Source organism: Paenibacillus sp. JJ1722 (assembly GCF_048282685.1).
GTDB classification, from domain to species: Bacteria; Bacillota; Bacilli; order Paenibacillales; family Paenibacillaceae; genus Paenibacillus; species Paenibacillus polymyxa_B.
Genome location: NZ_CP182500.1, coordinates 5626602 through 5652517 on the forward strand (window position 1 = coordinate 5626602; position 25916 = coordinate 5652517).

Sequence of the window (25916 nt, forward strand, 5' to 3'; positions counted from 1 at the left end):
CGATGGTGTTCAAAAGAATCAAGCATCGGGAAGGCGATATTTTTGTTATCCCCATGCATGACGGCCGATTTGCGGTATGTCAGGTGATCTGCGCACTGTATGGTAGATTCAAAAAAGCGTTCTCCTTCGGGGTTCTATCCATAGGCCAGAATCAAGCGTACAAGGGTGAAAAGACATATCTTCCGTTCACAAATTATCGCGGCCGATTTGAAGTTATATTCACCGCCACCCAAAATCTGACGAAGGGAGTATGGCCTATTATCGATCAGCGCCCTCTATCCGAGGAACAACAGCAGCTAAAATATTTTAATTGTGCGGGCCATCTGTATTGCGGGGATGAATATATACGCAATCTGGAACTGGAAGAATATAATCAATATACTGTAATGGGCGTGGCTGGATATGAGTTGGTACAGCGATATTTAGCCCAATATGAAGACCACTAGCAGAAGAATAGCAGCGCAAATAACCACCTTGAAGTTTGAATGCCAAGGTGGTTATTTGCGCTGCTAAAAGGGCTCGAACGTATACGGGAATGGTGTTCGCTCTGTCCCCAATACCGACTTCACGCGCTCTCCATCCACCAACGCTTCGACGAGGCTATATAAATCCGAGGCTGCATACCGAAAATTGCCCCATGTGCATAGATTCAAAGCATAGATTGGGAATTCTCCCCGTTCATCAGGCGATTGAATATCCCAAATCAGCAGGTCATTCCCTTCACTGGAAGCGAAGGGAACCGCATGCTCCAAAAGCTCCGGAAAACCATCTGGCTCCAGCGCCGCTTCTTGTAGAACCTCTTCCGATTCCAGTAAATCATCAAACCAGGCCCGCCAGTTATGATAACGATGAAGCCATGAATCCGGGTGATCGCCAAGAGGAATATGAATGTTCCATAAGCCACATAGTCGCCCGTAACCAAGAGTTTTGACATAATCTATATAAGAAGGCGGAAAGCCCATACCATTTTTAAAACGATGCTCTATTAGAAAAACCTCATCATAATAAGCCTGAAACTGCGGACGTTGCAGCCCTGTAAAAATGCTCATGTTCGCCCTCTCCTTTTGCACGTCCTATTCACCTTTTCACCCTTCGGCGCATTGAAAAGGCCATTTTCAAGTGTTAAAATGGGAATAAGATGTATATTCTAAAAAAAGAGTGAAGATGCGTCAACATCCTCACTCTTTGGCAACAGCCGCTTTTAAGGGCGGTAGCCGTGTCAAAGGATGATCATTGAAATAGACCGCTTGCCTTTGTCGAGGGCGGTCTATTTCTTTTTATGGAAGGAAAGAATTAGGATCACCAACGTTGCGAATTGAATCATCAACATTAGGGTGTCTTTAACCTCCACAGGCCTCACCTCCTTTACAGGAGACTAGCCGACCGCCCATCTAAGCCATTCTGTTGTTGAGGAATATTATAACATAAGACTCGTAAAACGTACGTTTTTACGCTCTTTTCGAAAAAGGAGGAACGAATATGGAGCAAAAGCGCTTCAAAGATGAACATGGATATAAATATGACTTTAGCGCCGTGATCCGGAGAGGAGAACAAGTAGCTGTTCACTGTCCCCGTTGTCAGGGCCAAGCTTTTATTTCCAACTCAAAGGAAGACTGTCATTACGTCGTTCGATGTTCTCATTGTTACTACACGTATCAGCAGCCAGAATCTTATACATTCTATGCACGCGGCGTATGCAACCATTGCGAGCGGTATTTTAATATCGAAATCCATGATGACCGAACGAAACTCCATAAAAATACGAATATAAACTGTCCGCACTGTGAGACACGCAATCAGGTTCCGGTGCATCGTGTTCAATCACACGAATGGCATACAGACGTGGTCCAAAACGGAAAAGACCCTATTTTCCAGCTTCAGCTGTACTTCCTTGATTACTACCGGGGGAAACCTGTCTGGGCTCTTAACCGGATACACCTGAATTACCTGCTCTCCTATATCTCTGCCGAGTTGCGAGAAAAGCCTACATCCGGTATGATGCGTACGGCTTCCCATTCCATTCCCAAGTACATTAAGGATGCGAAGAATCGACAGGCCATCTTGAGAATATTACAAAAGCTACAGCATAAGCCAGCGACTAAGGGAGGGGCCTCCATACATGAGCATACAAACTTTTGACAGCCTTGAAGCATTGATTCGTGCCGTTGGCCAAACAGAGATCAATGAATGGGTATTTGCCAATCTGGAACGTGTTCAAAGTAATCCGCTCAATTCTACCTATTACATCATCCCCGAGGAAGAATTGTGGGAACTGGAGGATGCCGGTCTCACCGTCACCAATCATCGTGATGAAAGTATACCTGCATCTCTACCAGACCATCACGTGCAATCTTGGTTGGAGGTGGCGACTGTACAGGATGTCATTGAAGTGTTACGCCACAGCGGAAGCGAGCCGGATATTGAACGCATTGCGCAGGGACTGCGATATTATCATGAATATGATGCTTTTATGGAATAAGCGTTTCCAGCAGCTCTTTTACCTCAGGGGCAGCCTGCTTCAGGCTGTTTTTTAGTTTCTTCGCGCCACCCCATATGCGATAAACAAGCACCTCTTGTTCATAGTCCTCCAGCTTCTCAAGCTCCTCCACCAGTACCTGTGCCTGCTCTACAGTTTCGATTCTGGATGACTTCAGTGGTTTGGCAGACTCGTTGCCTGCCAGTAGAACCCTCGTCCAAACGGGGATCGTGTCCGGTGTCAGTCCGTGTGCGTCAGCAAATACAGCGGCGTAACCGTCCTGTACGGACTGATGTTCACTGTCCACCAGCTTCATATAACGATTCACTAATGGGAAATAGTTCTTTCCTTTTAGGCCCAGTCCCATCACCGCATAGGTTCCCGGCATCGCCGACTTTTCACCGGGCTCTACATCGTTATACCACTTGAACTCTTCCATCACGACCTCAGCATATTCAGCCAGCAACGGATGCAGCGCAGGGTATTCAAGTGCATTGGCGAAGAAACGATGTAACGTAGATTTAGCCAACTTGGGTACAGGCAGGTAGTTTTTCACCTTGCTTTTGAACTTCATCCGATATTCCTTGGTAAAGCCCTTTCTTAAAATATCGCATAAATATACGAGTGCTTCTCTATAACTCTCTTCTTCCTCTGAACGAATCTGAACCTCCAGCGTTTGCAAAATATCATTGGCTTGGCAGATGACTCGCTCACTTGTATATAACGCTGGGATGCTTCCTGATCCGCTCTCAAGCCACACGGAAGCCTGCTCCGAGCCTAGCTGTGCAGCAATCTCCAAATACTTCTGCCGTGCATCGGCATCGGTCGAGCCCACCCGCATCGCGGTAAGCAGGAGCATCTCCATGGCTGGCGCAGGAATTTCCGAAGGGAGAATATCGGGCTTCACTTTATAATCCAGCCCATAGCTTTTTTCCCGATCTGTATAATTGGCCAAAAATTCATCCTCTGCCCAATGCTTCAAGCCACTGCTGAGCTGATACCTCCATGCTTCCTCACGCTTGCGGCTGACCTTCACTTTGGCATCCATTCGATTCAGCAGCTCATTCATCCACTGGGCGTTTACAGGGTACAAATGAGGATCAAGCAAGTGCCTTACTAAGAAAAAATCGTCCTCTTCCTTCGGCACAGCTTTACTAGAGGGGTTGAGTTTCTGCTCTACAAACTGTTGGATAGTGGCTAACAGTTGCTGCCGCTTATCTTCGTTCAGGAGTGAGAATGTAAAATGACTAGCCTTATTCTCCAAGACTACTTCCAGATGAAATTCCAGCCGATAACGAAAGAACATGGAACTAAATTCTTTCGACTTAAACAGAGCCTCTATCCGTTCCCTAAACACAGGCATCCATTCGTCCTGTACCTGCTGCAATGTTACCCCATCTGTAAACCCAGAAATTTTCGTATCCGGTCTACGATGATCCCAATCAAACGGTTCGTAGGTATCCACCCACAGCCCATCCTTCTTACAGGTAACTTTTAAGTATTCATGAATCCCTTCGTGAAGGACACTTTTGATTTGGAATTCGGCGATGCGCTTTTGCTCAGAAGCGTACGCCTCATCAATCGCCTCAAAAATTGGATCTATGTAGGCTTGTACCCCTGATGTCATAAGATGTGTTCCTCCTTCGTCCCCTCACAAATTGTAGTTCCTATGAAATTAAGATAGACTAATCTATAACTATTTTATTTCCTGATTATAGCATATCTCTCATTTACTTTTGGGCTCTATCCCTATAGATAGAGTGCCGGAAAGCAGGTGTATTCTACATGTATTGGGTTTCCACACAGCACACACCGGTGGCTACCGATGAACTGACAAATATTGAGCATACCTATGGAATAACTTTACCACCTCCCTATGTAGCATTCCTCACCCGCTACGGGCCGGGCACCTATTGTGGCCTGCTGATAATTGAAATGCCTGATCCTCAACTATTGCAATCCTATACGGATTACGAACTGTGGACGCATGATGATAACTGCCCAATTACAGCACAGCAGCTGGGCGAGTGCGTGGTCATTGGCAGTTCCATAGATGGTGACTTCCTAGCGATTCACCCTCAGGTTGAAGGCTTAATGTGGCTGCCACGACACTCGGAGATCATTACTACGAAGACTTTAGATGTTCAAGTTCCATTCACAGAGACATTAGGACATATACTACAGGATGAATTTGGAAGAATGGAGCCATTCCCCCGTTATTTCGAACCTGTCAGCCAAGACAAAACCGCTACATTCCTACTGTTTAGTCCCCTGGATACGGCCGAGGCCTACAATCCAGCCAATCCGAGCGATCAGGCGCTGAATTTTGCTCCGGCATCCTTACAAGCATTGGCTCAGCGATTTAAACAGCATTTTAACTCAAATCTATGGATTGAAAATGAGCATATCTGCATGGCTTTTCTTCAGACTCTTGGCGGATACGTGCGTTTTAACTATGCATATGGACGCGAAGTGGCGATCATTTATGAATCCAAAGCGATAGCACTTCGTGATGAAATTTTATCATTCTTGCAAAAAGAGCATTGCCGGGTTGTAGAGTAAGAGGAGGGCGAATACGAATGACAGTACATTTTACACAAACCTTAGAAAAACTGGAACAAGTCGTTGATCGTCTGAGACAAAGTGGGATGCCTGATGTGGTATACCAATGGACGGAAGGGATTTCTACAGGTGAACTAACTGAGCTGGAGGAACGGCTGCAGATGCATTTGCCTGCCTCCCTGTCTGAATTGATAAAGCGGTGTGGCAGCTTAAATTTGCTATGGTGTCTCCCCCAACACTGTATTGTAGCTGATGGACCAGAGTGTTCATATAAAAACAGCAAGGATCTTGAACAAGAGCAGTGTATCCTAGACGATATCACAGGAGAGTTTGGATGGAATCATGAGTATATTGGCTATTTTACATCCTATGGGGAAGATACCGACTCAGCAGCGGACGAGCAACGATATCTGATCCTTAATTATAATGGTGCGGGTGATCCGATACTGCTTGATATGGCAACATCCGCAACAGAGCCAGCGGTTTTCTGCTATCATCACGAGCTGGATCAGTTCACGCTGCTCGCGGAAAATCTACCCGCCTATATAGACACCATGCTCACCTTGCACGGGCTATGGCTATGGGATTGGTTTAAAGTGACCGATGAGCATGGCATTCAGCTAAACAGCCCACCACTGCAACTGTGGCAACGCTGGTTGAACATGTTTTGCACGATGAAGCTGGAGGATGCACAGTCGTTGGAGACGCTAATCCATTACACCACCATGCATGGCGTAGATTATCCTGCTGTGTTGCAGGCTTTTCAAGCCTATGATCCAAAGGATATTTTTCTTGCCTGGGAGCAGCACTGGCAGAACATTCAACATAGCCAGGTTCCATTCTCTACTTGGGCCGTTTTGTTAGGGGAGACTGCGAGGATTGGGGCTGCTGATTGGGTCCGCTCCTTGTGGGAACCGGAAACCGCGCAAGCATGGACATCTTTAGCGCAAAACAATACCCTACATGCTAAGGGTGCATTTGCGTCCACACGTGCTTATCTGAGCGCCCGTTGCCTACCCGAGCAGGAAGGCTTGGTATGTGTTTGCAATCACCTGCTACAGCATTCGGTCGCAGAAGACAAATTAGAAGGATACACCGCTAATGGGCAGCTACAACATTTTCGTTCACCACAGATCATTAACTGGATGCGGGATAAGGTCAATCATCCGGTGGATGGCTGGGCAATACTTTTCGCTCACTCCCGTCCTACAGCTGAGCAGTTGATTGAATGGCTATCCGATAGCGAGCTTCATCAAAAAATTGCAACCGAGGCGCTGGATATTATGATTCATCGGGATCTTCTTCCCGCTCTGGAAGCAGACGCTTGGGCCAATATCTCAGATCTGCTTCTTGCTTCTTTGCAGCTCGTTATGCTCAAAAAAGATAAACGTCGTATTGAAGCCGTGCTTAAGCAGCTTTCAGATTTGGAACTTCGTTAATCTTTCGGAATGGTTGTATGCGGATTCGCATGTACAGTGGTGTGAGGTAAAGAAAGTTAGCCGCTGCGTCAGCGGCTTAACCCCTTGAGGAAAGTATCTATAGTGAATGCGATCAATTCATCATTGGATTTTGCCATAGGAAGTTCAAAATTCAGGAGCAAAGAAGTCAATCCGTGCAGCATGCTCCATACGGATCTGGCGATCAGGTGCTCATCTCCTTGAATGATGCAGCCCTCCTCCATAGCAGCTTTGAGCCCCGCTTCAAGCAGCTCAAAGCCTTTAAAACTCCCACTGTCTATAAGACTGACCAAGCTTACAGATTCCAGGTTGCTGATAAACAGGATGTTGTAATATTCCGGGTTAGTCGTTCCAAAACGAACATACGCATCAGATACCGTTTTCAATGTGTCCAGCGTATTCAATCCCGCTGCCTGTGCTTCATCCACACGCTGCAGAAGAGCCTGCAGGAACAAGGTATTTCCTTCTAGCAGCAGTTCACGGACAACGGCTTCCTTATTGGCAAAATAATGATAAATAGTCGTTGGTGAATATTCGATCTGATCCGCAATTTTGCGCATGGAGACTTCGGCATACCCCTGATTCAGGAAAAGCGACCGGGCGGCCTCAATGATTTTCCGGCGGATCTCACTGCTTTCACGTTCTCGGCGTTTGATATGTTTCATGAGTAGATGTACTTGCCCCTTCTGCCTACCCCAATTTGGCGGCGATACGATCAGCTTCCATTATACCCGAGTTCATAGCCCCTTGAAACCCGCCCCCAGGCTGTGTCCACGCCCCTACCAATGACAGACGGTCTACTGCTGATTTGTGCTTCAGTCTTTTTATGCCGGACTGGCGGACCGTTTGTGCGTAGCCATAAACGGCCCCGTCGGGATTAGCGGTATAACGCTGCATCGTGCGCGGTGTGCCCAACTCGGCCACCACTACCTTGCTGCGAAAACCAGGATACAGCTGTTCTAGGCATCCCAGTATCTGCTCTGTCACGGCTTCTTTTTTGGCTTTATATTCGGGACGTGCGGCAGGCCAGTTCTCCAATCTGTCCAAAAATGTAATTGCAATGACACCCTTCCCCGGTTCATTGAGCTTAGGGTCCATAGCGTTATAATTCGTGAGCATCCAGTTGCCTTTAGTGTACTGGCCGCTCATCATAACTTCATAATCTGTCTCCGAATCCGGCTCATTACGTAGGATTAAGTCTTCTTCGGTGATGCCAAGCTTATGGGGTTCACATGATAATCCCAGATATAGCTGGGTGAGAGACGTGCCAGTCTCCAAACTGCTGACAGCTTCCAGCTCACGACGGGCAGCATCATAGTTTTCCAGTAGGCGGCCATAGGTATGATGGGGACTGATACCAGACACAATCCAGTTGGCTTTATATACATCCCCTTTTTTCAGACGGACACCAGCTGCTTTACCGCGTTCGAGCATAATCTCAGATACCTGACTGCGCAGATGAACTTCTCCTCCCGCTGACTTAATAGCGTCAACCAGTGCATTGGATAAAGCCTGTGCGCCTCCCTCAATGTAATACGTCCCCTCCATGTGGTAGCCGATCCAGGGAATGAAAAAATACACGGCAGCAAGCCGTTTTGGAGGCAATCCATAATAGGCCCACAGCGCGGTGAAAAATTCCGTGAATCGGTCAGACAACCCGAATTGGCTTACAGCTTCCCAGGTAGTCATCTGCGTCCAGCGGAAGAAGGTTCCTGCTTTGAGCAGGCCAGCCGCCTTGCGCCAGGAAGTGAGGGAAGAACAAGCAGAGAAGCCTGTTTCAAAACGGCGAATGCCCGCGAATAGACTATCGATGGCTGCCACCTCAGCAGGAAACATGTTTTTGAGGAGCTGCACATACTCCTGAACATCGGACGGAATATCAATGGTCTGCCCTTCCCAACGAATGGAGTAAGGGTGCTTTTTGCGGAGAGGAACAATTCGCTGGTCCGCATTACAGTCCTTTAACATCCGACCGAAGCTGCCTTCCCCGAGTCCACCGACACCATGCAAGGAGACATCAAAAGTGTAGCCCTTTCTTGTAAATTCAGTTGCGAAACCGCCAGGCAGAGTGTGGCTCTCAAAAACAGCTGTTCGGTAACCGAGCGCGGAGAGTCTTGCTGCACAGGACAAGCCACCCAGTCCTGCACCGATGACAATAGCATCATATTGGTTCATGATTTCATCTCCTTTATTAACATCGTTATATAAGTTAACGGTGTTAAGTTAAGGAGATTATATACCACAACATTCCCGTTGAAAAGCCTCGGTTTCTTATCTTCCTGTCATAGACGAATACAATCTTTTCGATCTATCTATTTGCTGATTACAAATCTCTTCAATGGATTTTTGCAAAATTCTAAGTTGCGAAAGTAGAATTTTTTATAAAAAACATCCAAAATTGTAGCGCTTTCACTTGTCAGATTCCAATGAAGGTGCTATCCTTCAAGTGGGATTGTTACTGAAAAGGCAAAACCCGAGTACACTTGTGTACCCGGAGTTTGCCTTTTTTTTGATTTGTATGAATTCCACAGCAAACAGTCAACCATCCCGAATATGTAGTAAGCGCTTTAAAAAATGACACCAAAGGAGATTAATCTCATGCAAAGAAGACGTTTTGCCCTTGTTTTATTATCTTTCGTGTTCCTGCTTACGATCTTTTTCCCATCCTCCAGCTCTGCCGCAGCAACTGATGTTCCAGCGCCACAGGCTACCCTGCTTACTCAGGTACAGCCTTTGGGCGAAGTCGTTTCTGCTGTTGTACTGAAATACAGCACCCATATTGACGGGGCATCCTTATCCACTTCTAGCTTTCAGGTTCAATCTGTACTCAATGATGTATATACAGACAGAACCGTAACCGGTGTATATACCAATGATACTGGAGCCATCACCAACCGCAGTACTCATGGTAAATATGTCGTGATTGAGCTGGATACGCAAGATAAAAATGCAAGTACCCTTACTTACGATGCAACAAGCGCAGTTAACCGCATCAACACGTTGAATTATACGATTAGTCAAAAGAAAGATATTGCAACTTCAAAGAAAATAGTTATCCCAGCCTCTGCACAGATTGTAAAAGCAACGGATAAAATTACACCGATCGTGGACGATTTCCAAAAAAACACCTTTGAAAATAAAGAAGGCTTCAAGCTGAACTACTTTACGTTTGAGCCTAAAGTAGAGCCCGGCAAAACCTACCCTCTGGTTGTGTTTCTGCACGGAAACGGCGAACGTGGCGACGGAAACGGAGTAAACCTGCTGGCAAATGCCGGAGCTGTTACTTGGGCTTCTCCTGAGCAGCAAGCCAAACACCCATCCTTCGTAATCGCTCCACAAAGCCCGATTGACCTGGAGCATAAATTCATTTGGGCGGATGAGCCACGCAACAGCGCTGTAGCCGATTTGGTACGTGAAACGGCGTTAAAATACCCGATCGATACCAACCGAATCTATATTGTTGGTATTTCTCAAGGAGCCATGGGGACGTGGAGATTGTTGGAGAAAAATCTTGACTTGTTCGCCGCAGGTGTGCCGATTGCCGGTTTGACCAACTATGAAAAAGCCGTTAACATGTACGCGCCTGTTGAACCTACACACGTCGAGGTATTGAAAAACGTTCCTATTTGGGCCTTCCATGCTGCAGACGACACCACAGTAAGTCCTAAAAACTCGCAAGAAATGGTCGCTGCCATTAAAGCACAAAACGGAAACCTCATTCACTTCACTGAATACGAAGCAGGGATTATCAAACCTACAGGACACTTCTCCTGGGTTCCGGCTCTGCAAAATCAGGATATGATTGAATGGCTGTTTGCACAAAAGAAATAAAATTGTTTTTCATATCTATAAAAAATAATGCGCCAGAACGGTTCGATACCCGTCTGGCGCTTTTTCATATCATTCAAAAAAAGGCACCTGCCTTCCTGTGTACCACCATCAGGAAAGCAGGTGCAATATCAAAACGAGGAGACTGAAAAATTTGACACTGGTATTGCCATTTGCAGTTAACTTGGAACCTGCTACTTTGCCCGTTTCGCAGCTTTGATCGTTCTCAAAGCTCGTCTGCGAGTTACCTTGTTCGGACTCCGAAGCTGTCTTCTGGCAGTTGCCACATCTGCTTTAGCCATGTGCACATCACCATCCTATTCACTTAGGCTCATATTGGGAGCATGCACCTAAAGACTGTTAGTAATGATTATGATTCTCATTATCATTATCATTTAAGATTATATAATGAAATCTACTAGCATGCAAGAGCTTTTGGGTAGAGTATGTATCTTTATTAGGACGGTGTTCATTTCACCCTTTTACGCTTCTGTGTTACATTATATAAGTAAAACGAGAACAAAAATTCGAATCAGATTTACGTTCGCCATTTTCATAGTCCTTTATTCCGAACTAAATCAAAGTCTATATCTTCCCGACATGTATTCCATAACAATTCATCTGTAAGAAAACTTAATGCATCCATGTTGCGCAATCGTTCGACCAACTCAGTAATCACATCTATGTCTTCACGTTGTACATGCCTTGCAAGAGTGAACTCCTCCCGTGTCACCATCAACATATAGATGCGAATGATTTCTTTCCTTTTTTACATGTCGAAGAGTAAGCACGCTATTGTCGATCATCATGACGTAACGGTCCTTGATCAGATAGCCTTTAAAAAGCTCATACATATGCGGAAGATCACAGGGACCAAGAATGACACTTACTTTTTCAAAATTACTTTTGTTCATTTAGATTTAGCTCCCTCTTATGATTTTAATTATTCAAAGCAAGAAAACTAACAACTATTCACTCGAAAAACCGGAATTCATACCACAAGTTTTACTTCTGAAGTTCTATTCTATTACTTCTAAAGTAAAACTTCAATAGATTTTATGATTTTCTTGTACTAAGAAACAAAAGGAGAATCTAAATTATGGAGATTCAAAATAGATATCATTTTAAACTTGGCGATATTCTAGAAGAACTTGATATTTCCCGAAATAAACTGGCCGTAGAAGCAAAAATACGTCCAGCTACTGTAATAGATATGGTAAATGGCAAAACCAAAAGACTTGAATTAGAAACACTTGTCCATATACTTGATGCTTTGAATAGATTTGCCCGCCAACGAAGATTTACAAGGGCTATTACTCTCGCTGATATTATAGAATACATTCCTGAAGATGGAATTGAGAGACAGTGAGACTGTAACATGAGAATGAGGATTACTATTAGCCCAGTGGGCATTTCCATGACAAAATAAGAGGTTGCTAAGGCCCTCTTTTCCCCATATTAAAGAAGCGTTGGGCTTGTTGTCCCAACGCTTCTTTATGGTAAAACAACAACTTATACTATGATTAATCCACTTTGCCGCCCTCTACAACCAATTGATCTGTAAAGCCTTCTCCATAAACAGAGGTCAATGTGTCCTTGTAGGCTTGATGCACAAAGTTTTCCTTGCCTAATGTAGCCAGCTCATTGTTGATCCAGTCTAACAACTCCTTATTTCCCTTTGCTACTGCGGGTGCAATTGTATCTTGACCACCAAAGGCCGGGATGGTTACGGTAAAGCCGGGGTTGGCCTTGGCCCAGGCGATCAGCTCTGTATTATCGTTGGCAATGGCGGCGCCGCGTTTGTCTTTGAGGGCTGAGAAAATCTCTGTGTATTGATCGAATTTAAGCAGCTTGATGTCAGGATAATTTTTCGTGAAATAGGTTTCAGCCGTCGTTCCCTTTGCGACAATCAGCTTTTGTTCCGAATTCTTCAATTGGTCAATCGTGGTGATTGGAGCGCTGTCAGGTGACACAATGCCAAAGGATAATTTCATATATGGATTGGCAAAATCGACTTTTTCTTTACGCTCATCCGTCACCGTAAAGTTAGCCATGATGATATCTACCTTGTTGGATTCCAAATAGGCGACCCGGCTGGCAGCATCCACCAGGACAAATTCCACCTTGGACTCGTCACCCAAGAGATCTTTGGCAAACCGCTTCGCAATGTAAACGTCAAAGCCTTGATTCTTCCCTTCCGAATCCACGTAGCCAAAAGGCGGCTTATCTGCAAATACACCAATTCGAATCTTGCCATTCTTTTTAATGTCCTCAATCGAAGCAAATTTAGCCGAGCCTGAACTACCGTTGGTATTTCCGCCTCCTGCACATCCCGCCAAACCAACAAGCAGCAAGCTTAAAGCCAGTAATAACGTCGTGAACTTCATTCCTTTTCTCATCTGTATTCATCCCCCTGTTTATATCGTTTCGTACTGAAATATATCCAGAAAGTGCTGGGCACGCTCTGTTTCCGGTTGGGTAAAAAATTGCTGCGGTGTAGTCATTTCACATATCTGTCCTTGATCCATAAAAACGATACGATCTCCTACCGACTTGGCAAATCCCATTTCATGCGTCACGATAATCATGGTCATGCCCTGCTGTGCCAGCTCTCGCATGACATCCAGCACCTCTCTGACCATTTCCGGGTCCAAGGATGCGGTGACTTCATCAAAGAGCATAATTTCCGGGTTCATACACAGGGCGCGCACAATCGCAATCCGTTGCTTTTGCCCGCCTGATAATTGTCTCGGATACGCATCTTTGCGATCCAGCAGACCCACTCGCTCCAATAGCTGCTCCGCTTGCTCAAGTGCCTCCTGCTTGTTTCTCCGCTGAACTTTAAGCGGGCCGAGCAATATATTTTCTAAGACCGTCATATGCGGAAACAATTCGTAGTTCTGGAACACCATTCCGATATGCTGCCGCACCTCGCGCCAATTCACTTTCTTATCTGTCAGGTCCTGCCCTCTATAACGGATAGCTCCGCTCTGGACTGGTTCCAGACCATTGAGACATCGGAGGAGTGTGCTTTTTCCACATCCCGAAGGACCGAGAACGACCACGACTTCCCCCTTCGTTACATCCAGATTAATCTGTTGCAGTACTTTTCGGTCTTCGAAGCTTTTGTGCAGCCCTCGAATTTCGAGTAAAACCTCCACAGCCTCTCCCATGACACCCACCCCATCCTGCTAATTTTGCCATCTGCGTTCAAATCTTTTGGAAAGTCTGGATAACGGATAGCATACGAGAAAATACAATATGAAAATAAAGCCGTACACCCAGAAGGATGCCGAGGGCGCTTTGATTACACCGAGCTCAATAATCTGCTGTCCGACCTTGACCACTTCCACTACACCGATCAGCACCACTAATGAAGTGGTTTTGATCATCCGTGTCGCCAGATTAATAGAACCGGGAAGCATTCGGCGCACCGCCTGGGGAATGAGCACATGGCGGTATAACTGTCTATATGTCAGTCCCAGTGCCTGCCCGGATTCCACCTGATGCTTGGGCAGTGATTCCAATGCACCACGAACGATGTCACCAATCTCGGCCGCTCCCCACAGGCTGAATACGATAATTGCCGTCAATTCCCCGCTGATATTCACATTCAACAAAGGAGTAAATCCAAAATATACGACATACAACCACACCAGAATTGGAATAATGCGGAATGTCTCCAAATATAATTTCAGCACAAACCGAATCGGTCTTGATTTTAAGGTGCGCAGCAACCCCATCAAAATGCCTAATAGAGTACCGATAATAATGGAAAGTAGCGCAATCTCCAGCGTAACGAGTAATCCCCCTAATAGACGCTCGAAATTGGAACCTTCAAAGAGCACATTAATCCCCGAATTCAGCATATCGCACCTTCCTTTCCACCCACGTCAGCAGTATCGACAAAGGTAAAAGCAGGACGAGATATGCCAATACCAGCAGAATTAGTGATTCTGTTGTTTTGTAGTACATGCCGATCAGGTCTTTTGCCACATTCATCAGATCTAATAAAGCAATGGCGCCAACAATGGAAGTCTCCTTGAGCAAAAAAATCGCATTCGCTCCCAGAGACGGAACACTGATGGCAAAAGCCTGTGGCAAAATAACATATCTCGCCAGTTGTATCTTGGACAGCCCGAGACTCAGCCCGGATTCCGTCTGGGTTTTACTCACTGCTTCCATTCCCCCACGGAACGCCTCAGCCATATACCCCCCGCCCAAAAAGGTCATGCCCACAATGGCACACGTCATTTCGCTCATATGCAGACCTATTTTCGTAAACCCATAATACAGAAAATATAACTGTACAAGCAGCGGCGTATTTCGGGAAAGCTCAATATAGGCAACAATGATGCCGCTAATTCCCCTTACCTTGTAATACAGTACTGTGCTGCACAGCAAACCGACGACTAGTGAAAATAGAATAGCAAAAAAGGCGATCTTCAACGTCAGCCACATAGCTTCTCCATATAACGGCAAGCTCTCTACAATAAACTCCCAGTCTAAGTTCATATGTGCATACCTTTCGATTTTCAATTATTCCTATGTATTTGCTCTGCTTAATAACAATGATTGTATTCCTGCCCAATTATTACGTCAATACTTTGACGAAAATTTGTCATAATTATCTATGATTTAGGAAGAAAAGTGTTGTTTTCTTTCAGAAATAAATAAAAAAAGCTTGAAATGAATAAATTTCATTTCAAGCTTTGATTTATGCTATACGATTCATCACACGAGTGGCTCTGTAACTACAGGACCGCCGAGCTTCTCTATAATTAAACGGCTTTCCTCATTTAACCCTTGCAGGGTAATAGATTTGCCGGATTTCGTATACTTTTGCAGCACCTTGCCGATGGCAGTAACCGCGGAGTGATCCCAAATATGAGAATGGCTAAAGTCCACAACGACACGTTCTGGATCATCCGAAGGTTCGAAATGATCGACAAAATGAGTCGTTGAAGCAAAAAACATCGGCCCCCTGACATGGTACACCTTTTCATCGTTGTTCTCCGTTGCGCTGATGCGGATTTTAGCCATTTTCCAGCCAAAATGCAGGGCACTCAGCAGTACGCCCACGATCACGCCCTTGGACAAATCATGCGTAGCCACCACGATGATCACCGTGACTACCATAATTAACGTATCTGCTTTCGGAACCTTGGCAATGTTTCGCAGCGATTTCCAATCCACGGTTCCGATACACACCATGAACATGACTCCCACCAATGCGCCCATTGGCACTTCCTTTACAACCCCGCCAAGCACGAGCAGCAGAAAGGCCAAGAATACCCCAGCCGTAAAAGTGGACAAACGCCCTCTTCCGCCTGAGCTGACATTAATGACGGATTGTCCGATCATGGCACAGCCACCCATACCACCAAAAAAGCCATTTACAAAGTTGGCAATCCCTTGTCCGCGGGCTTCCCGGTTTTTATTGCTTTTCGTTTCGGTCATTTCATCCAAAATACTGGCTGTCAGCAGCGATTCCAGCAGTCCAACCAGTGCCATCGTAAAGGAATACGGCAGCAAAATCCGCAAAGTGTGCCACGACCACTCAATTTGCGGCAAATGGAATGAAGGCAGCGAGCTGGTTAGTGTACCGATATCTCCTACTGTTTTCACATTCAATCCAAATACATACGTAATGATCGTCATGATGATGATTGCCGTCAATGGGGCAGGAATGCTTTTCACAAATCTCGGTAAAATATACACAATAAGTAGCGTCCCCGCTACCATCGCGTACATGATCCAATTAGCTCCATGAAAGTGGGTGAGTTGCGCCATAAAGACGAGGATGGCCAGCGCATTCACAAATCCGGTCATGACTGGCTGCGAAATAAAGCTGATAAAGCGACCTATTTTCAAAACACCCAGCAGCACTTGAATGATTCCTGCCAAAATGGTAGCTGCAAACAGATATTCCACGCCATGATCCTTCACCAGGCCAACGACCAATACAGCTACGGCCCCGGTCGCTGCCGAGATCATCGCCGGACGTCCACCTGCAAAAGAGATGACAATTGCCATCGAGATGGAGGCGTACAGTCCGACCATGGGATTGACCCCCGCAATGATCGAGAAGGCAATCGCCTCAGGAATTAGTGCTAGCGCCACAGTCATGCCCGCAAGTATATCGGCCCGGATATTACCGAACCATTGTTGTCTAAGATTCATACTGTCTCGTTCCAGCCTCCTATATTTACAGAGAGTAGCGTGTTGACTCGCAACCCGTGTGTTTCGGGCATCCGTCCAGCTGCCAATCGCCAAGGCTCTCCTATCATTCAGCTCGTCTCTCTCAAACGAACCCGGTCCGTTACATTCAGTCCATCATTATAACGTAAGGAATTCGCAGAGACGAATGAGTTAAAAGGCTGTTTACAGAAAGAAATCATCTATTTCCTTGAAATATCGATCATTATCTTCATCTTATTCGTTTTCTTATAATTAAAATTTTCGCAATTACTAAGATGCTAACCTGCTAAAGTTTATCACCTTAACTTCATACTCAGACTCCGCGAACTGTAAATCTTGATCCGCAGTAACCAGTACCAATTGGTTTATAATGGCTGTCGCAAGAATCAATGCATCTGGGGTCTTGAGCTTTCTTGCAAACTTATCTTTTTGTTCTCTTCTGATACGCCCCGCTTTAACTGCGATCTCTGAATTAACTGCAATAAATTCCCCGCCAAGAAAAGGTATCGAATCTAAGTCAGTATCAGTGGGCAACCCGGCTATAAACTCGGACTGAGTTATAACAGAAAAGAAAATATTTTCTTTATCTTCCTCAGCTTGTCGTATCACTCTATCCAAAGATGAGTCAAGCCTATGAAGGGCAATAGCTGCATTCGTATCAAATAAATACCCCCTCTAATCCCAATCCTCTCTGGATTGTTTAACACTCTCTTCGATCTCAAGTAATTGCTCCTTACTTAGGCTGCCTCGGGAATTTAAAACAGCTTGCAACCCTTTCGGTAACGGGGACTCTAAATCAATAACCTCAGTTTCCCCCTGTTTATTTTCTATAGTAACTTTTGATGGTTCAAACCCAATATCACGAAGGAGACTTAGGAGACGTATTCGATGTATATCAGCTAATTTTTTTGCCACTAAAATCACTCCTTAGCAAAAGATTAGTTTCCAGTCATAGCTCGATAGATTCGTTTTTTTATTATTTTAAAATCCCCGCAATTTCTGTACAAGCTCCGATAGGGTTTCAGCAATCTCCGAGTCCGCATGGTGCTGAAGTAGGCTTTCAAAGTCAGGCAGTGCTTTCTTCAATAATCGATAGCTATAGTCATAATAACTCCAAAAAGCTACCGGATCATAACCGCGTGCTTCTTCCTCTTCCCACTCCAGTTCATCTTCTTCTGGATCGCTGTCTGCCGGCCATAGATATTTTTCGTCCAGCAGCATGGTTAGAGATTCCACAGACTTCTGTGAATCCTCCTGTGCATTTTCCATGTCCAATGCTCCAACAACCGCATGGTACAGTTCCAACTCACTCAGCGTGATATCATCCGAATTTCTCGTATGCATATTACGCAATAAGAAAAGTAACACCCATGGCGTAACCTGCCACAGTGTGCCTTGATGCTCTATCAGATCAGCAATTGCTGCGTACTCCCCGTTGGATATCAATTGTGGCAACTCCGTGCCCCTACCATAAGGAGTAGTCAGGCGGTGCCATGGCACATCTGCAATTAGGAGATTATTCATCTTATGTGTATCCATAACCCCTCCTTCCTGGTCGGTATCTAAAACCTTCCCGATTTAAAAATGGAATACAGTAAAAAGGCAACCATTAAGAGAGCTACAACAAAGCCGATTTCAATGGCAGGTACATTCCACAGCATGGTCGCCTGATGATTCAGCGATGAACCGATAATCAGTCCGACCATAATAATGCTGAACGCTAACAACACGATACTGAATGACAGGCGGTTGCTGATCTGATCCAGCCTGCGCAGAAGCATTTCCAGCTCCGGCACAGTAACCTCCAGCTTAAGCTTGCCCTTGCTGATAATCGAGGCCAAATGTCTCGCCTGTCCTGGCAGTTCCATCAGCGTCTCCACCAGCTCGGTTGCACCACCCAGCAGCTTGCCTCGGATACGACGACCACTGAAGCGTTCCTTCAACAGCTTGTTACCAAAGGGCTCAGCCAAAGCGATAATACTGAGATCAGGGTCCAGATGCTCCACGACCCCCTCCAGTGTCAGCAACGCCTTGCCTAGCAACAGGACGTCCGACGGCAAACCAATCCGATGGCGCTGCGCTGCGCCAAATAGGTCGTTCAAAGCATCACCAATACTGACCTGTGAGAAAGGAACGTCTGAGTAATCTTCGCGTATCTTGTCCAGATCGGCACGCAGCGCATTCAGGTCGGTGTCCGGTTCGACCAGACCCAAACGTTCGATAGACCGAACCATGGCATCGGTATTTTTGCGCATCAGGGCAATAATGAGGGAAGCGAGATGATTCTTCATCTCTTCGCTCAGCCTTCCCGTCATGCCAAAGTCCAAATAAGCGAGACTGCCATTTTTCAGAACGAGTAAATTCCCCGGATGGGGATCGGCATGAAAAAAACCCTCCATAAAAATTTGATGCAGCATGCTGTTCACCAGCCGCTGCGCCAGTTCTTTCAAGTTATATCCACGGCGTAATAGCTCTTCACGACTACCCAAGTGAGTTCCGTCTAGAAACTCCATGGTCAGTATACGGGAAGAGGTATGATCCCAGTATATTTTCGGAATATAGATATGTGGGTCCTGCTCAAATTGGAGCGCAATCTTCTCTGTGTTACGGGCTTCATGGTTGTAATCCAGCTCCTGAATGAGCGATCTCCCCAGCTCCTCTACCATCTGGCGAAGCTGATACCGCTCTACCCATTCCCAGCGCTTGGCTGCCATAGCGGTCAGTTCCCGCAAAATGTCCAAGTCTCGCCGAATAATGCGATTAACGCCAGGACGCTGGATTTTAATGGCGACCATTTCGCCGCTGTGCAGCTTGCCCAAATGCACTTGCCCGATCGAAGCAGCGGCCAGCGGAACATCGTCAAAACGAACCAGTATGTCCTCTAATGACGTGTCCAGCTCCTGCTCTAGAATGCCACGCGCCGTTTCAGATGAAAACGGCGGTACCTGATCCTGAAGCTTAACCAGCTCACGGATAATAGGCTCCGGCAGCAGGTCAGCACGTGTGCTTGCCAACTGTCCAAGCTTGATGAATGCAGGCCCCAGATCCTCCAGCACAAGTCGAATCCGTTCACCTAACGTTTTGGACTCGGGAGTTTCTCTCGTCAGCCACTTGCGAGGCAATGACAGCAGCTGGAACAGTCCCATTTCTTCCACCATATAGCCAAAGCCATGACGCGCCAGCGCCATGGCAATTTCCCGGTAACGACCGGCGTGCTTCATACGAACCGCCATTTTAATCCAGCCGGTTCGCTTCTTCAGCGTCGCTCGAACCCGTAAGCGCCGCCTTTTCTTTTTCCAGCTCCGCTACCTGTTTTTCCAACAATGCCACACGTTGCTCCAAACTTGTAACATCATTTTCGGTAGGTACTTCCAGCTCCTGCAAAATGCGGCTAACCTGTTCGCGGATCACTGTTTTGAATTGTCCCTGTTCCTCTGCCCCTCGTTCGATCAGACGATCGACCAGCGCTTTGGATTCCGAGGGCGCAAGTTCTCCCCGGTTTACGAGATCCTCGACGGCTTTCTCCACCTTTTCTTTGCTGACAACGGTGAGGCCCCACCCCAATGAGATGGCTTTTTTGAACAAATCGCTCATAATATATCCTCCCCTACCTGTGATTACCTATAGTATAACCTGAAAAGGGGAGCCGCATAAAGCTCGCAACTCCCCTTCCTCAATGAATGGAATGATCTATGTTTAACCTGGAAAGCGTCCAGCCCACTTGGCAGCCTGAAGCAGCAGCTTACGGTATCCCTCGTGCTGGAAGCTTGGCTGATTATGTCCAGGCATCAAATAGACGACCCGACCCAAGCCATAGGACAGTGACCATGCCGCCGGCCACCACTCGCCCTCGTGTTCATATTCCATCAGTAGTGTTTTTTCAGTGAATGGATCAAAGTCAAAACGATACGGTTCCTCTTGGATCTCAAACGGCTCGATTCCTTCCATAATCGGATGATCCGGCGCCGTTACTTTGAAGGAAAGCGGTCCGGCAGCCGGATGCCGCAAAAAACGCGCCCCCATTAATTGTGCAATTTCATACCGTCCTTGCAATGTGATTCCGTTATGCAGCACAAGCAATCCACCCCCGCCGCTAACATAGGACAGCAATCCTGCTGTTTGTTGAGGAGACAGGACCTCCTTGCGGCTATCACAGTACGAGATACATAGATCGAATGGGGTTAGATTTTCCTTGAGCAGCATTTTACGATTCTCACTGCATTGTACGGTCATCCAATCCTGTAAAATATGGCTAATCTCTTCGTCCACCCCTTGCAGCGGGTGAAACTCCGGATATGAATAATCTCCTAACAACAATGCTTTTCTTTTTTCCATGATAAATCCTCCTTGCCTGACTTGTATATAAGGACTTTAAAGGCGGGACCCGTGTCATTTATTCTTGTTTGTGGGGTCAAAACGCTCAGAAAATTCCGTTTGGCCCTCATCCATTTCCCATAACACCGCCATCATTGTCCGAGCTACGGCATATATAAATAATTCTACAGACGGCCTATTAAATCCTTTAGCAGAAGATTATAGCATATATGTTCGCTCGGGATAAACTTATTCAAAATTTATAAATCTGAACGATGGCGATTCGGCCTGTTTATGGTATACTCGTAAGAAAAAAAGTGCGTCCATGCTTGATTAACAATAAAGGGCCGCTTTTTGTAAGAATTTATGCTTGCGGTTATAGAATTGATAAGAATTGCCTCAAACCTTATACATTCTATAAATCTTAAAAAACCGGGGAGGTTGCATGAATGAAAAGGACTGGAATGACCCGGCCCTTGGACAGCTTGGGGCGAATTGTGCTACCTAAAGAGTTGCGCATGACGATGGAGATTGACATCGGCGATCCATTAGAGTTTTTTATTGAAGACCAGACACTCATGCTCCGTAAGTACAAATCAACCAACTGTATTTTTTGCGGTGCGGTTGATACCAACACCTACTTTAAAGATCAGTTTATCTGCGATGAATGTGCAGCCTCGATGAAAACGGAAGATTTACTTCCGGTCACAGCGACTGAAACCCATTCATCCCCACTTAAGCAAAATATGCATATGAAAAAAATTTATCAGCGCACGGACGTTATTTTGGAGAAAATGAGAGAGCTTATGGAAGAACATCCAGCATCTTCACAAAAACAACTCGCCTCCATGCTTGGTGTGAGTCAGGGAAGGATTTCCCAACTGAAAAAGCTCATGTAAGCGAATCACCAAAAAAGTAATGTATACGCTTCCAAACTATGTAAGGTTTAAGTCTATTGATATTTAGAAAAGCCGGACCCTTTAGGGGAATCGGCTTTTTTTCGTTTTTATGAAGTAGTGGACTCGTTTGCAAAACTATTGACCGTAAGCCCGGCATTGTTCAACCCAGCGTGCTGCCGCTTTGGGAAGAGAAGCGAGATGAACATGCGTGTAGGCTGCCAAAAGGTTCCCTTTCGCATAGCCCTCGCTCTGGAGACCACGCATCCCCTTGGTTTGATAGGCGTAGGAGTAGGGGACGGATGATTCATCATAGTGCATGACAGAATAATGAAATTCATGTCCCCGAATGGTCTCTCCAGCCTCCAGCAGCAAGCAATCCTGCAAAGCGGTTGCTTCCCGGTATCCCAGTGCGGCCCGTTTCTCTTGCATGCGGACGTCCGACGGAATAACCCCGGCCATGTGATGGGCATTACCCATACGATCCGTAAGTGTCCGTGCCAGTACCATATAACCGCCGCATTCGGCGAATACTGGCATATCCCGGCTCACCGCGTTGCGGATATCTTCCAAAAAGCCTGTATTTGCAGCGATATCTGCGGCAAACTCTTCGGGGAAACCGCCGCCCAGATATAGGCCGCTTGCCTGCTCAGGTACGCGTTCTCCCGCCAGAGGACTGAAATAGACAATCTCCGCTCCCGCCTGACGTAGCAAATCCATATTTTCCGAGTAGTAAAAATTGAAAGCCGCGTCTCTGGCGACGGCGATGACGGGACGTCCCCCGGTATCAGCTTCATGCCCTACTGATGGAAGCCGATCTGGGGAAAATAATGGGTGATCAGGCGGGCTGGGCGGCGGAGCCGAATCTGCCAATGCCCGCAGTGCATCCAGATCCGTACCCACGCGGATCAGCTCTGCCGCCCGTTGGAAAAGCGGCTCCAGCTCGCCGCGTTCCACAGCAGGTACTAAACCCAGATGACGCTCGGGAATATCCAGCCCGTCATCACGCTTTAACCAGCCGAGCACGGGGATGCCGCACTCCTGCTCAATCGCCTTTTTGACGATGCCATAGTGCCCTTGGCTACCGCAGCGATTCACAATTACGCCCACAATGCGCAGCTTGGGCTCCAAGCGCTGAAAGCCGAGCACAATAGCGGCGGCGCTTCGTGCCATACTGCGCACGTCGACCACCAGCAATACAGGGCTGTCCGTCAGCATGGCGATCTCAGCGGTCGAGCCGGTGTTGCTGAGCGGGTCCTTGCCGTCATACAGCCCCATGACGCCTTCAATCACGGAAATATCCGCGCCTTCAGAAGCACGGATAAAGATTTCACGCACCGTATCTGGTGAGGTCATCCATGAATCCAGATTACGGGAAGAAGTCCCGGTCGCGGCAGTATGATAGGTCGGATCAATATAATCCGGTCCGCACTTAAAACCCTGCACTCGCAGGCCGCTATCGGCGAACGCCTTCATCAGCCCGAGGGTAACCGTCGTTTTGCCTGCGCCGCTGCCTGTGCCAGCAACAACAATACGGCTTCTGCGCGTAGCGGCAGATGGATCAGACTGTACAGCAGCCTGCTTCATGACGTCAGTCATAGGAAACCCGCGCTACAGACAACGTCATATTGCCGCTTTTTTTCTTCTCCAGCAGCCAATGGTCTGCACCAGAAGACAACAAGGCTGAAGGTTCGCTGACCCCATATGCGCCAGTGTATTTGAAGACGGTTTCCGATGGATTGGGAAGCTGCACCGTATTCAGCTCTGACGGAGTATACGTCACCAGTTCCCAACCGTATTTGGCGCAAAGAGCAAGTAAGCCCTCTTCGTCCTTTTTCAGATCAATAGTGGCAATATTCCGTACGCTTTTCACGGACAAACGCAGTTCTTGCAAGGTGTCCAGCACACCCGCCTCCAGCTCCTCTAATGCAGTCCCACGGTTGCAGCCGATGCCAAGCACCAAGCTTTTCGGACGGTACAGCACGCCATTAGAAAGAAGCTGCTCCTCTTCCTCCGGCTCCAATAAACGGTCACTCACGACCAACGCGGCGTTAAATGGTTCTTGTAATGCTTCTGCCGTCGAAGCATATACCTTGATATGTCCAGGTACAGGCTTGTCATAACGCCACCAGTTCCGTTCGCCTGTCTCTTGTATGAGCGCAACAGGCTCCTCGTTCACAACAGCGGCGCTCACAGGAGTGGCCTTGTCGAAGCTATCGACCACCCATCCCAATTCCCGACCAAACATGTCCACCGGAATCGTGCCCTGCACGTCTGATGCAGTCGTGATTACAGCACGTGCGCCTAGTACAGTCGCTACATGGCGGGTCAATTCATTGGCGCCACCCAAATGGCCAGACAATACGCTAATGACATGCTCGCCTCGATCATCAATGACAACTACCGCTGGGTCTACCTTTTTATCCACCAAAATTGGTGCAATCATACGAACTACTGCACCGAGAGAAATAAACAAAATAATACCGTTATATTGTTTAAATAAATCCGGCAAAATCAGCTTGACCGAGCCTTCGAACAACTGAATGCCACGCTCCTGCTCGTCGCCACGCTCAAACTTGGACATGTAATACACATCCGTGCCCGGAAAGCTGGCTCCCAAATTGCGAACCATTTCCACTCCATGCTTCGTGATCGCCACAGCGGCAAATGGATTACTCACCGGACTTCACTCCCTTCCGGTAGCCATGGGTGAACGACTTGTCGTACAGCTTGGAACGATGCGCATCCTTGTCCACCAGTCCCGGGTCCAGCGCCCAGCCTGCCAGAATCATGGCATGCATCGTAATGCCTGCTGCACGCAGATCAGCTGGCAATTGGGCAAGCGTCGTGCGTACGATCTTTTGATCCGGCCAGGTCGCCCGCTGTACAACCGCTACAGGCGTGTCCTCGCTCCAGCCTGCCGCCAGAAACTCAACAACTACCTTCTTCGCCAGCGTTGCGCTGAGGAATAAGGCCACTGTGCAGTGATGGGAAGCCAAATCACGCAGCTTTTCCCGATCTGGTACAGGTGTACGGCCTTCGGCACGCGTCAGAATGACGGTCTGCGTCAGGTCAGGCACAGTTAGCTCTGCACCCAACACGGCCGCAGAAGCAAAGACCGAGCTGACGCCCGGCACGATTTCGTATGCTACTCCGCGCTGCTTCAGCAACACCATTTGCTCCAAAATGGCACCGTACACTGCCGGATCGCCTGTATGTACGCGAGCTACACTGCGTCCAGCCTGCACAGCCTCGCTCATGATCTCGACCTGCCGCTCCAGGTCCATGCCTGAGCTTTGCAGTACCTGCGCCTCTGGTTTGGCCGTGGCAATCAACTCGTCGTTCACGAGTGAATCCGTGTACAATACCACATCGGCCGTGCGTAGAATCCGGGAGCCTTTGACAGTAATCAACTCCGGGTCGCCGGGACCTGCTCCTACAATATATACTTTGGGCTCCAACGTCATTTGCTCACCACCATTAAACTCAAATATTCAAGTTCCTGTCCGCGCAGCTCACGTGCGTTGCGCCATACCATTTCATAAGGAGAAGTGACCTTGGTAATGACAGAAGCACGGTCCCCAAGATGGAGTTCATCCAGCACATCCAAAATCAAATCCAGCACCTTGGCAACCTTGATAAACACGACCGTATCGTGATTCTCAATCGCCCGCTTCATCGCTTCCCGATCATCCGTAGCCGGAATAATACCGACCTGCTGATCTCCGTCTGCCAAAGGCAATTCCAGCGCTGCCGCCGCCCCCAACACAGACGAAATGCCCGGAATAGATACAATCGGCACCTCAGGATGGAGATCCTTCATGAGCCGTGCCAAATGAATAAAGGTACTGTACAGATTAGGGTCTCCCTCTGTGACAAAGGCTACATCCTTGCCTTGACTCAGTGCCTCCCAGCAAGCAACCACCGTTTTGTTCCATTCACGCTCCAGTACAACCGGGTCCTTGGTCATTGGAAAAATGAGTCCCAGCATCTCCTTTTCCTCCGGGTTGACGTACAACTCCACGATCTCGTGAGCATACGACTTACCTCCCCGGCGTTTCTTCGGATAAGCCACAACTGCACATTCCTGAATCATGCGATACGCCTTGACTGTAATCAGCTCGGGATCACCCGGCCCCACGCCTACGCCGTAAAGTGTTCCTGTTGCCGCTGTATTCATGC

Annotated in this window: 29 protein-coding genes and 1 pseudogene; 8 read left to right on the plus strand and 22 right to left on the minus strand. The window is 47.2% G+C overall.

Annotated elements, in window-relative coordinates; all coding sequences use genetic code 11:
* Nucleotides 1–2: 2 nt before the first annotated feature.
* Complete coding sequence (locus ACM1ND_RS24985) at nt 3–446, plus strand: immunity 26/phosphotriesterase HocA family protein (protein WP_068938959.1); 444 nt, start codon at nt 3–5, stop codon at nt 444–446.
* Nucleotides 447–509: 63 nt separating this feature from the next.
* Here ACM1ND_RS24985 and ACM1ND_RS24990 read toward each other — a convergent pair whose 3' ends face one another.
* Complete coding sequence (locus tag ACM1ND_RS24990; RefSeq protein WP_418026765.1) at nt 510–1049, minus strand: hypothetical protein; 540 nt, start codon at nt 1047–1049, stop codon at nt 510–512.
* Nucleotides 1050–1267: 218 nt separating this feature from the next.
* Nucleotides 1268–1360: a putative holin-like toxin gene (locus ACM1ND_RS24995; protein WP_219727865.1), complete on the minus strand. Its 93-nt coding sequence runs from the start codon at nt 1358–1360 to the stop codon at nt 1268–1270.
* 119 nt (nt 1361–1479) lie between these two features.
* Here ACM1ND_RS24995 and ACM1ND_RS25000 point away from each other — a divergent pair, with 119 nt between their 5' ends.
* Both ACM1ND_RS25000 and ACM1ND_RS25005 read left to right on the plus strand, forming a co-directional pair.
* Nucleotides 1480–2139, plus strand: a complete 660-nt coding sequence (locus tag ACM1ND_RS25000; RefSeq protein WP_023990763.1) for a hypothetical protein — start codon at nt 1480–1482, stop codon at nt 2137–2139.
* Nucleotides 2120–2479: a DUF7716 domain-containing protein gene (locus ACM1ND_RS25005; RefSeq protein ID WP_023990764.1), complete on the plus strand. Its 360-nt coding sequence runs from the start codon at nt 2120–2122 to the stop codon at nt 2477–2479. The genes ACM1ND_RS25000 and ACM1ND_RS25005 overlap by 20 nt, the downstream gene beginning before the upstream one ends.
* Here ACM1ND_RS25005 and ACM1ND_RS25010 read toward each other — a convergent pair.
* Nucleotides 2469–4103 carry a DUF6138 family protein gene (locus ACM1ND_RS25010; RefSeq protein WP_418026767.1) on the minus strand — a complete coding sequence of 545 codons (1635 nt, stop codon included), beginning with the start codon at nt 4101–4103 and terminating at the stop codon, nt 2469–2471. The genes ACM1ND_RS25005 and ACM1ND_RS25010 overlap by 11 nt on opposite strands.
* Before the next feature lie 158 nt (nt 4104–4261).
* On the opposite strand from ACM1ND_RS25010, the gene ACM1ND_RS25015 reads away from it, so the two are divergent.
* Nucleotides 4262–5038, plus strand: coding sequence for an SMI1/KNR4 family protein (locus ACM1ND_RS25015; protein WP_023990766.1), 777 nt, complete (start codon nt 4262–4264; stop codon nt 5036–5038).
* 17 nt (nt 5039–5055) lie between these two features.
* The gene (locus tag ACM1ND_RS25020) at nt 5056–6477 is read left to right on the plus strand and encodes an SMI1/KNR4 family protein (RefSeq protein WP_418026769.1); all 1422 of its coding nucleotides are present in this window, start codon (nt 5056–5058) and stop codon (nt 6475–6477) included.
* Nucleotides 6478–6545: 68 nt separating this feature from the next.
* Here the strand turns inward: ACM1ND_RS25020 and ACM1ND_RS25025 are convergent, their stop codons facing one another.
* Together ACM1ND_RS25025 and ACM1ND_RS25030 are read right to left on the minus strand one after the other, a co-directional pair.
* Entirely contained in the window at nt 6546–7160 is a 615-nt protein-coding gene (locus ACM1ND_RS25025; RefSeq protein ID WP_023990768.1) for a TetR/AcrR family transcriptional regulator, read from the minus strand.
* Nucleotides 7161–7185: 25 nt separating this feature from the next.
* Complete coding sequence (locus ACM1ND_RS25030; protein WP_076295248.1) at nt 7186–8670, minus strand: phytoene desaturase family protein; 1485 nt, start codon at nt 8668–8670, stop codon at nt 7186–7188.
* Nucleotides 8671–9093: 423 nt separating this feature from the next.
* On the opposite strand from ACM1ND_RS25030, the gene ACM1ND_RS25035 reads away from it, so the two are divergent.
* Complete coding sequence (locus ACM1ND_RS25035) at nt 9094–10326, plus strand: peptidase (RefSeq protein ID WP_418026770.1); 1233 nt, start codon at nt 9094–9096, stop codon at nt 10324–10326.
* A gap of 191 nt (nt 10327–10517) precedes the next feature.
* Here the strand turns inward: ACM1ND_RS25035 and ACM1ND_RS25040 are convergent, their stop codons facing one another.
* Nucleotides 10518–10625, minus strand: coding sequence for a putative metal homeostasis protein (locus ACM1ND_RS25040; RefSeq protein WP_158451783.1), 108 nt, complete (start codon nt 10623–10625; stop codon nt 10518–10520).
* 387 nt (nt 10626–11012) lie between these two features.
* Entirely contained in the window at nt 11013–11237 is a 225-nt protein-coding gene (locus ACM1ND_RS25045; protein WP_418026772.1) for a hypothetical protein, read from the minus strand.
* 185 nt (nt 11238–11422) lie between these two features.
* Here ACM1ND_RS25045 and ACM1ND_RS25050 point away from each other — a divergent pair, with 185 nt between their 5' ends.
* The gene (locus tag ACM1ND_RS25050) at nt 11423–11692 is read left to right on the plus strand and encodes a helix-turn-helix domain-containing protein (RefSeq protein WP_418026774.1); all 270 of its coding nucleotides are present in this window, start codon (nt 11423–11425) and stop codon (nt 11690–11692) included.
* A gap of 154 nt (nt 11693–11846) precedes the next feature.
* On the opposite strand, the gene ACM1ND_RS25055 is transcribed toward ACM1ND_RS25050, so the two are convergent.
* The 11 genes and pseudogenes from ACM1ND_RS25055 to ACM1ND_RS25105 form a co-directional block, all read right to left on the minus strand.
* Complete coding sequence (locus tag ACM1ND_RS25055) at nt 11847–12722, minus strand: cysteine ABC transporter substrate-binding protein (protein ID WP_023990773.1); 876 nt, start codon at nt 12720–12722, stop codon at nt 11847–11849.
* Between the two features lie 18 nt (nt 12723–12740).
* A complete protein-coding gene (locus ACM1ND_RS25060) occupies nt 12741–13496 on the minus strand; it encodes an amino acid ABC transporter ATP-binding protein (protein WP_025721631.1) in 756 nt (251 codons plus the stop codon).
* An 18-nt stretch (nt 13497–13514) separates the two neighbouring features.
* Nucleotides 13515–14192 (minus strand): amino acid ABC transporter permease, encoded by a 678-nt coding sequence (locus ACM1ND_RS25065; RefSeq protein ID WP_023990775.1) that lies wholly within the window; start codon nt 14190–14192, stop codon nt 13515–13517.
* Nucleotides 14173–14838 (minus strand): amino acid ABC transporter permease, encoded by a 666-nt coding sequence (locus ACM1ND_RS25070; protein ID WP_023990776.1) that lies wholly within the window; start codon nt 14836–14838, stop codon nt 14173–14175. The genes ACM1ND_RS25065 and ACM1ND_RS25070 overlap by 20 nt, the downstream gene beginning before the upstream one ends.
* Nucleotides 14839–15057: 219 nt before the next feature.
* Nucleotides 15058–16506, minus strand: coding sequence for a SulP family inorganic anion transporter (locus tag ACM1ND_RS25075; protein WP_028540738.1), 1449 nt, complete (start codon nt 16504–16506; stop codon nt 15058–15060).
* Nucleotides 16507–16794: 288 nt separating this feature from the next.
* A pseudogene (locus tag ACM1ND_RS25080) lies at nt 16795–17181 on the minus strand (PIN domain-containing protein); the annotation flags it as partial.
* A gap of 18 nt (nt 17182–17199) precedes the next feature.
* Complete coding sequence (locus tag ACM1ND_RS25085) at nt 17200–17439, minus strand: hypothetical protein (RefSeq protein WP_339201081.1); 240 nt, start codon at nt 17437–17439, stop codon at nt 17200–17202.
* Between the two features lie 66 nt (nt 17440–17505).
* On the minus strand, nt 17506–18063 hold the full coding sequence (locus ACM1ND_RS25090; protein ID WP_339201083.1) for a hypothetical protein: 558 nt from the start codon (nt 18061–18063) through the stop codon (nt 17506–17508).
* Between the two features lie 23 nt (nt 18064–18086).
* On the minus strand, nt 18087–19757 hold the full coding sequence (locus tag ACM1ND_RS25095; protein ID WP_023990781.1) for an ABC1 kinase family protein: 1671 nt from the start codon (nt 19755–19757) through the stop codon (nt 18087–18089).
* Nucleotide 19758: 1 nt separating this feature from the next.
* Complete coding sequence (locus ACM1ND_RS25100) at nt 19759–20118, minus strand: phasin family protein (protein WP_013312404.1); 360 nt, start codon at nt 20116–20118, stop codon at nt 19759–19761.
* A 102-nt stretch (nt 20119–20220) separates the two neighbouring features.
* A complete protein-coding gene (locus ACM1ND_RS25105) occupies nt 20221–20859 on the minus strand; it encodes a ThuA domain-containing protein (protein ID WP_023990782.1) in 639 nt (212 codons plus the stop codon).
* Nucleotides 20860–21287: 428 nt separating this feature from the next.
* On the opposite strand from ACM1ND_RS25105, the gene ACM1ND_RS25110 reads away from it, so the two are divergent.
* A complete protein-coding gene (locus ACM1ND_RS25110; protein WP_071558108.1) occupies nt 21288–21737 on the plus strand; it encodes an AbrB/MazE/SpoVT family DNA-binding domain-containing protein in 450 nt (149 codons plus the stop codon).
* Between the two features lie 135 nt (nt 21738–21872).
* Here the strand turns inward: ACM1ND_RS25110 and ACM1ND_RS25115 are convergent, their stop codons facing one another.
* From ACM1ND_RS25115 to cobI, 4 genes are read right to left on the minus strand one after another with little or no spacing between them, the layout of a single operon-like run.
* Complete coding sequence (locus tag ACM1ND_RS25115) at nt 21873–23333, minus strand: cobyrinate a,c-diamide synthase (RefSeq protein ID WP_418026777.1); 1461 nt, start codon at nt 23331–23333, stop codon at nt 21873–21875.
* Entirely contained in the window at nt 23326–24414 is a 1089-nt protein-coding gene (locus ACM1ND_RS25120; RefSeq protein WP_075154872.1) for a cobalt-precorrin 5A hydrolase, read from the minus strand. Before ACM1ND_RS25120 ends, ACM1ND_RS25115 begins: the two co-directional genes overlap by 8 nt.
* Nucleotides 24407–25201, minus strand: a complete 795-nt coding sequence (cobM, locus tag ACM1ND_RS25125; protein WP_053326306.1) for a precorrin-4 C(11)-methyltransferase — start codon at nt 25199–25201, stop codon at nt 24407–24409. The genes ACM1ND_RS25120 and cobM overlap by 8 nt, the downstream gene beginning before the upstream one ends.
* Nucleotides 25198–25914 (minus strand): precorrin-2 C(20)-methyltransferase, encoded by a 717-nt coding sequence (gene cobI, locus ACM1ND_RS25130; protein WP_023990787.1) that lies wholly within the window; start codon nt 25912–25914, stop codon nt 25198–25200. The genes cobM and cobI overlap by 4 nt, the downstream gene beginning before the upstream one ends.
* Nucleotides 25915–25916: the final 2 nt, after the last annotated feature.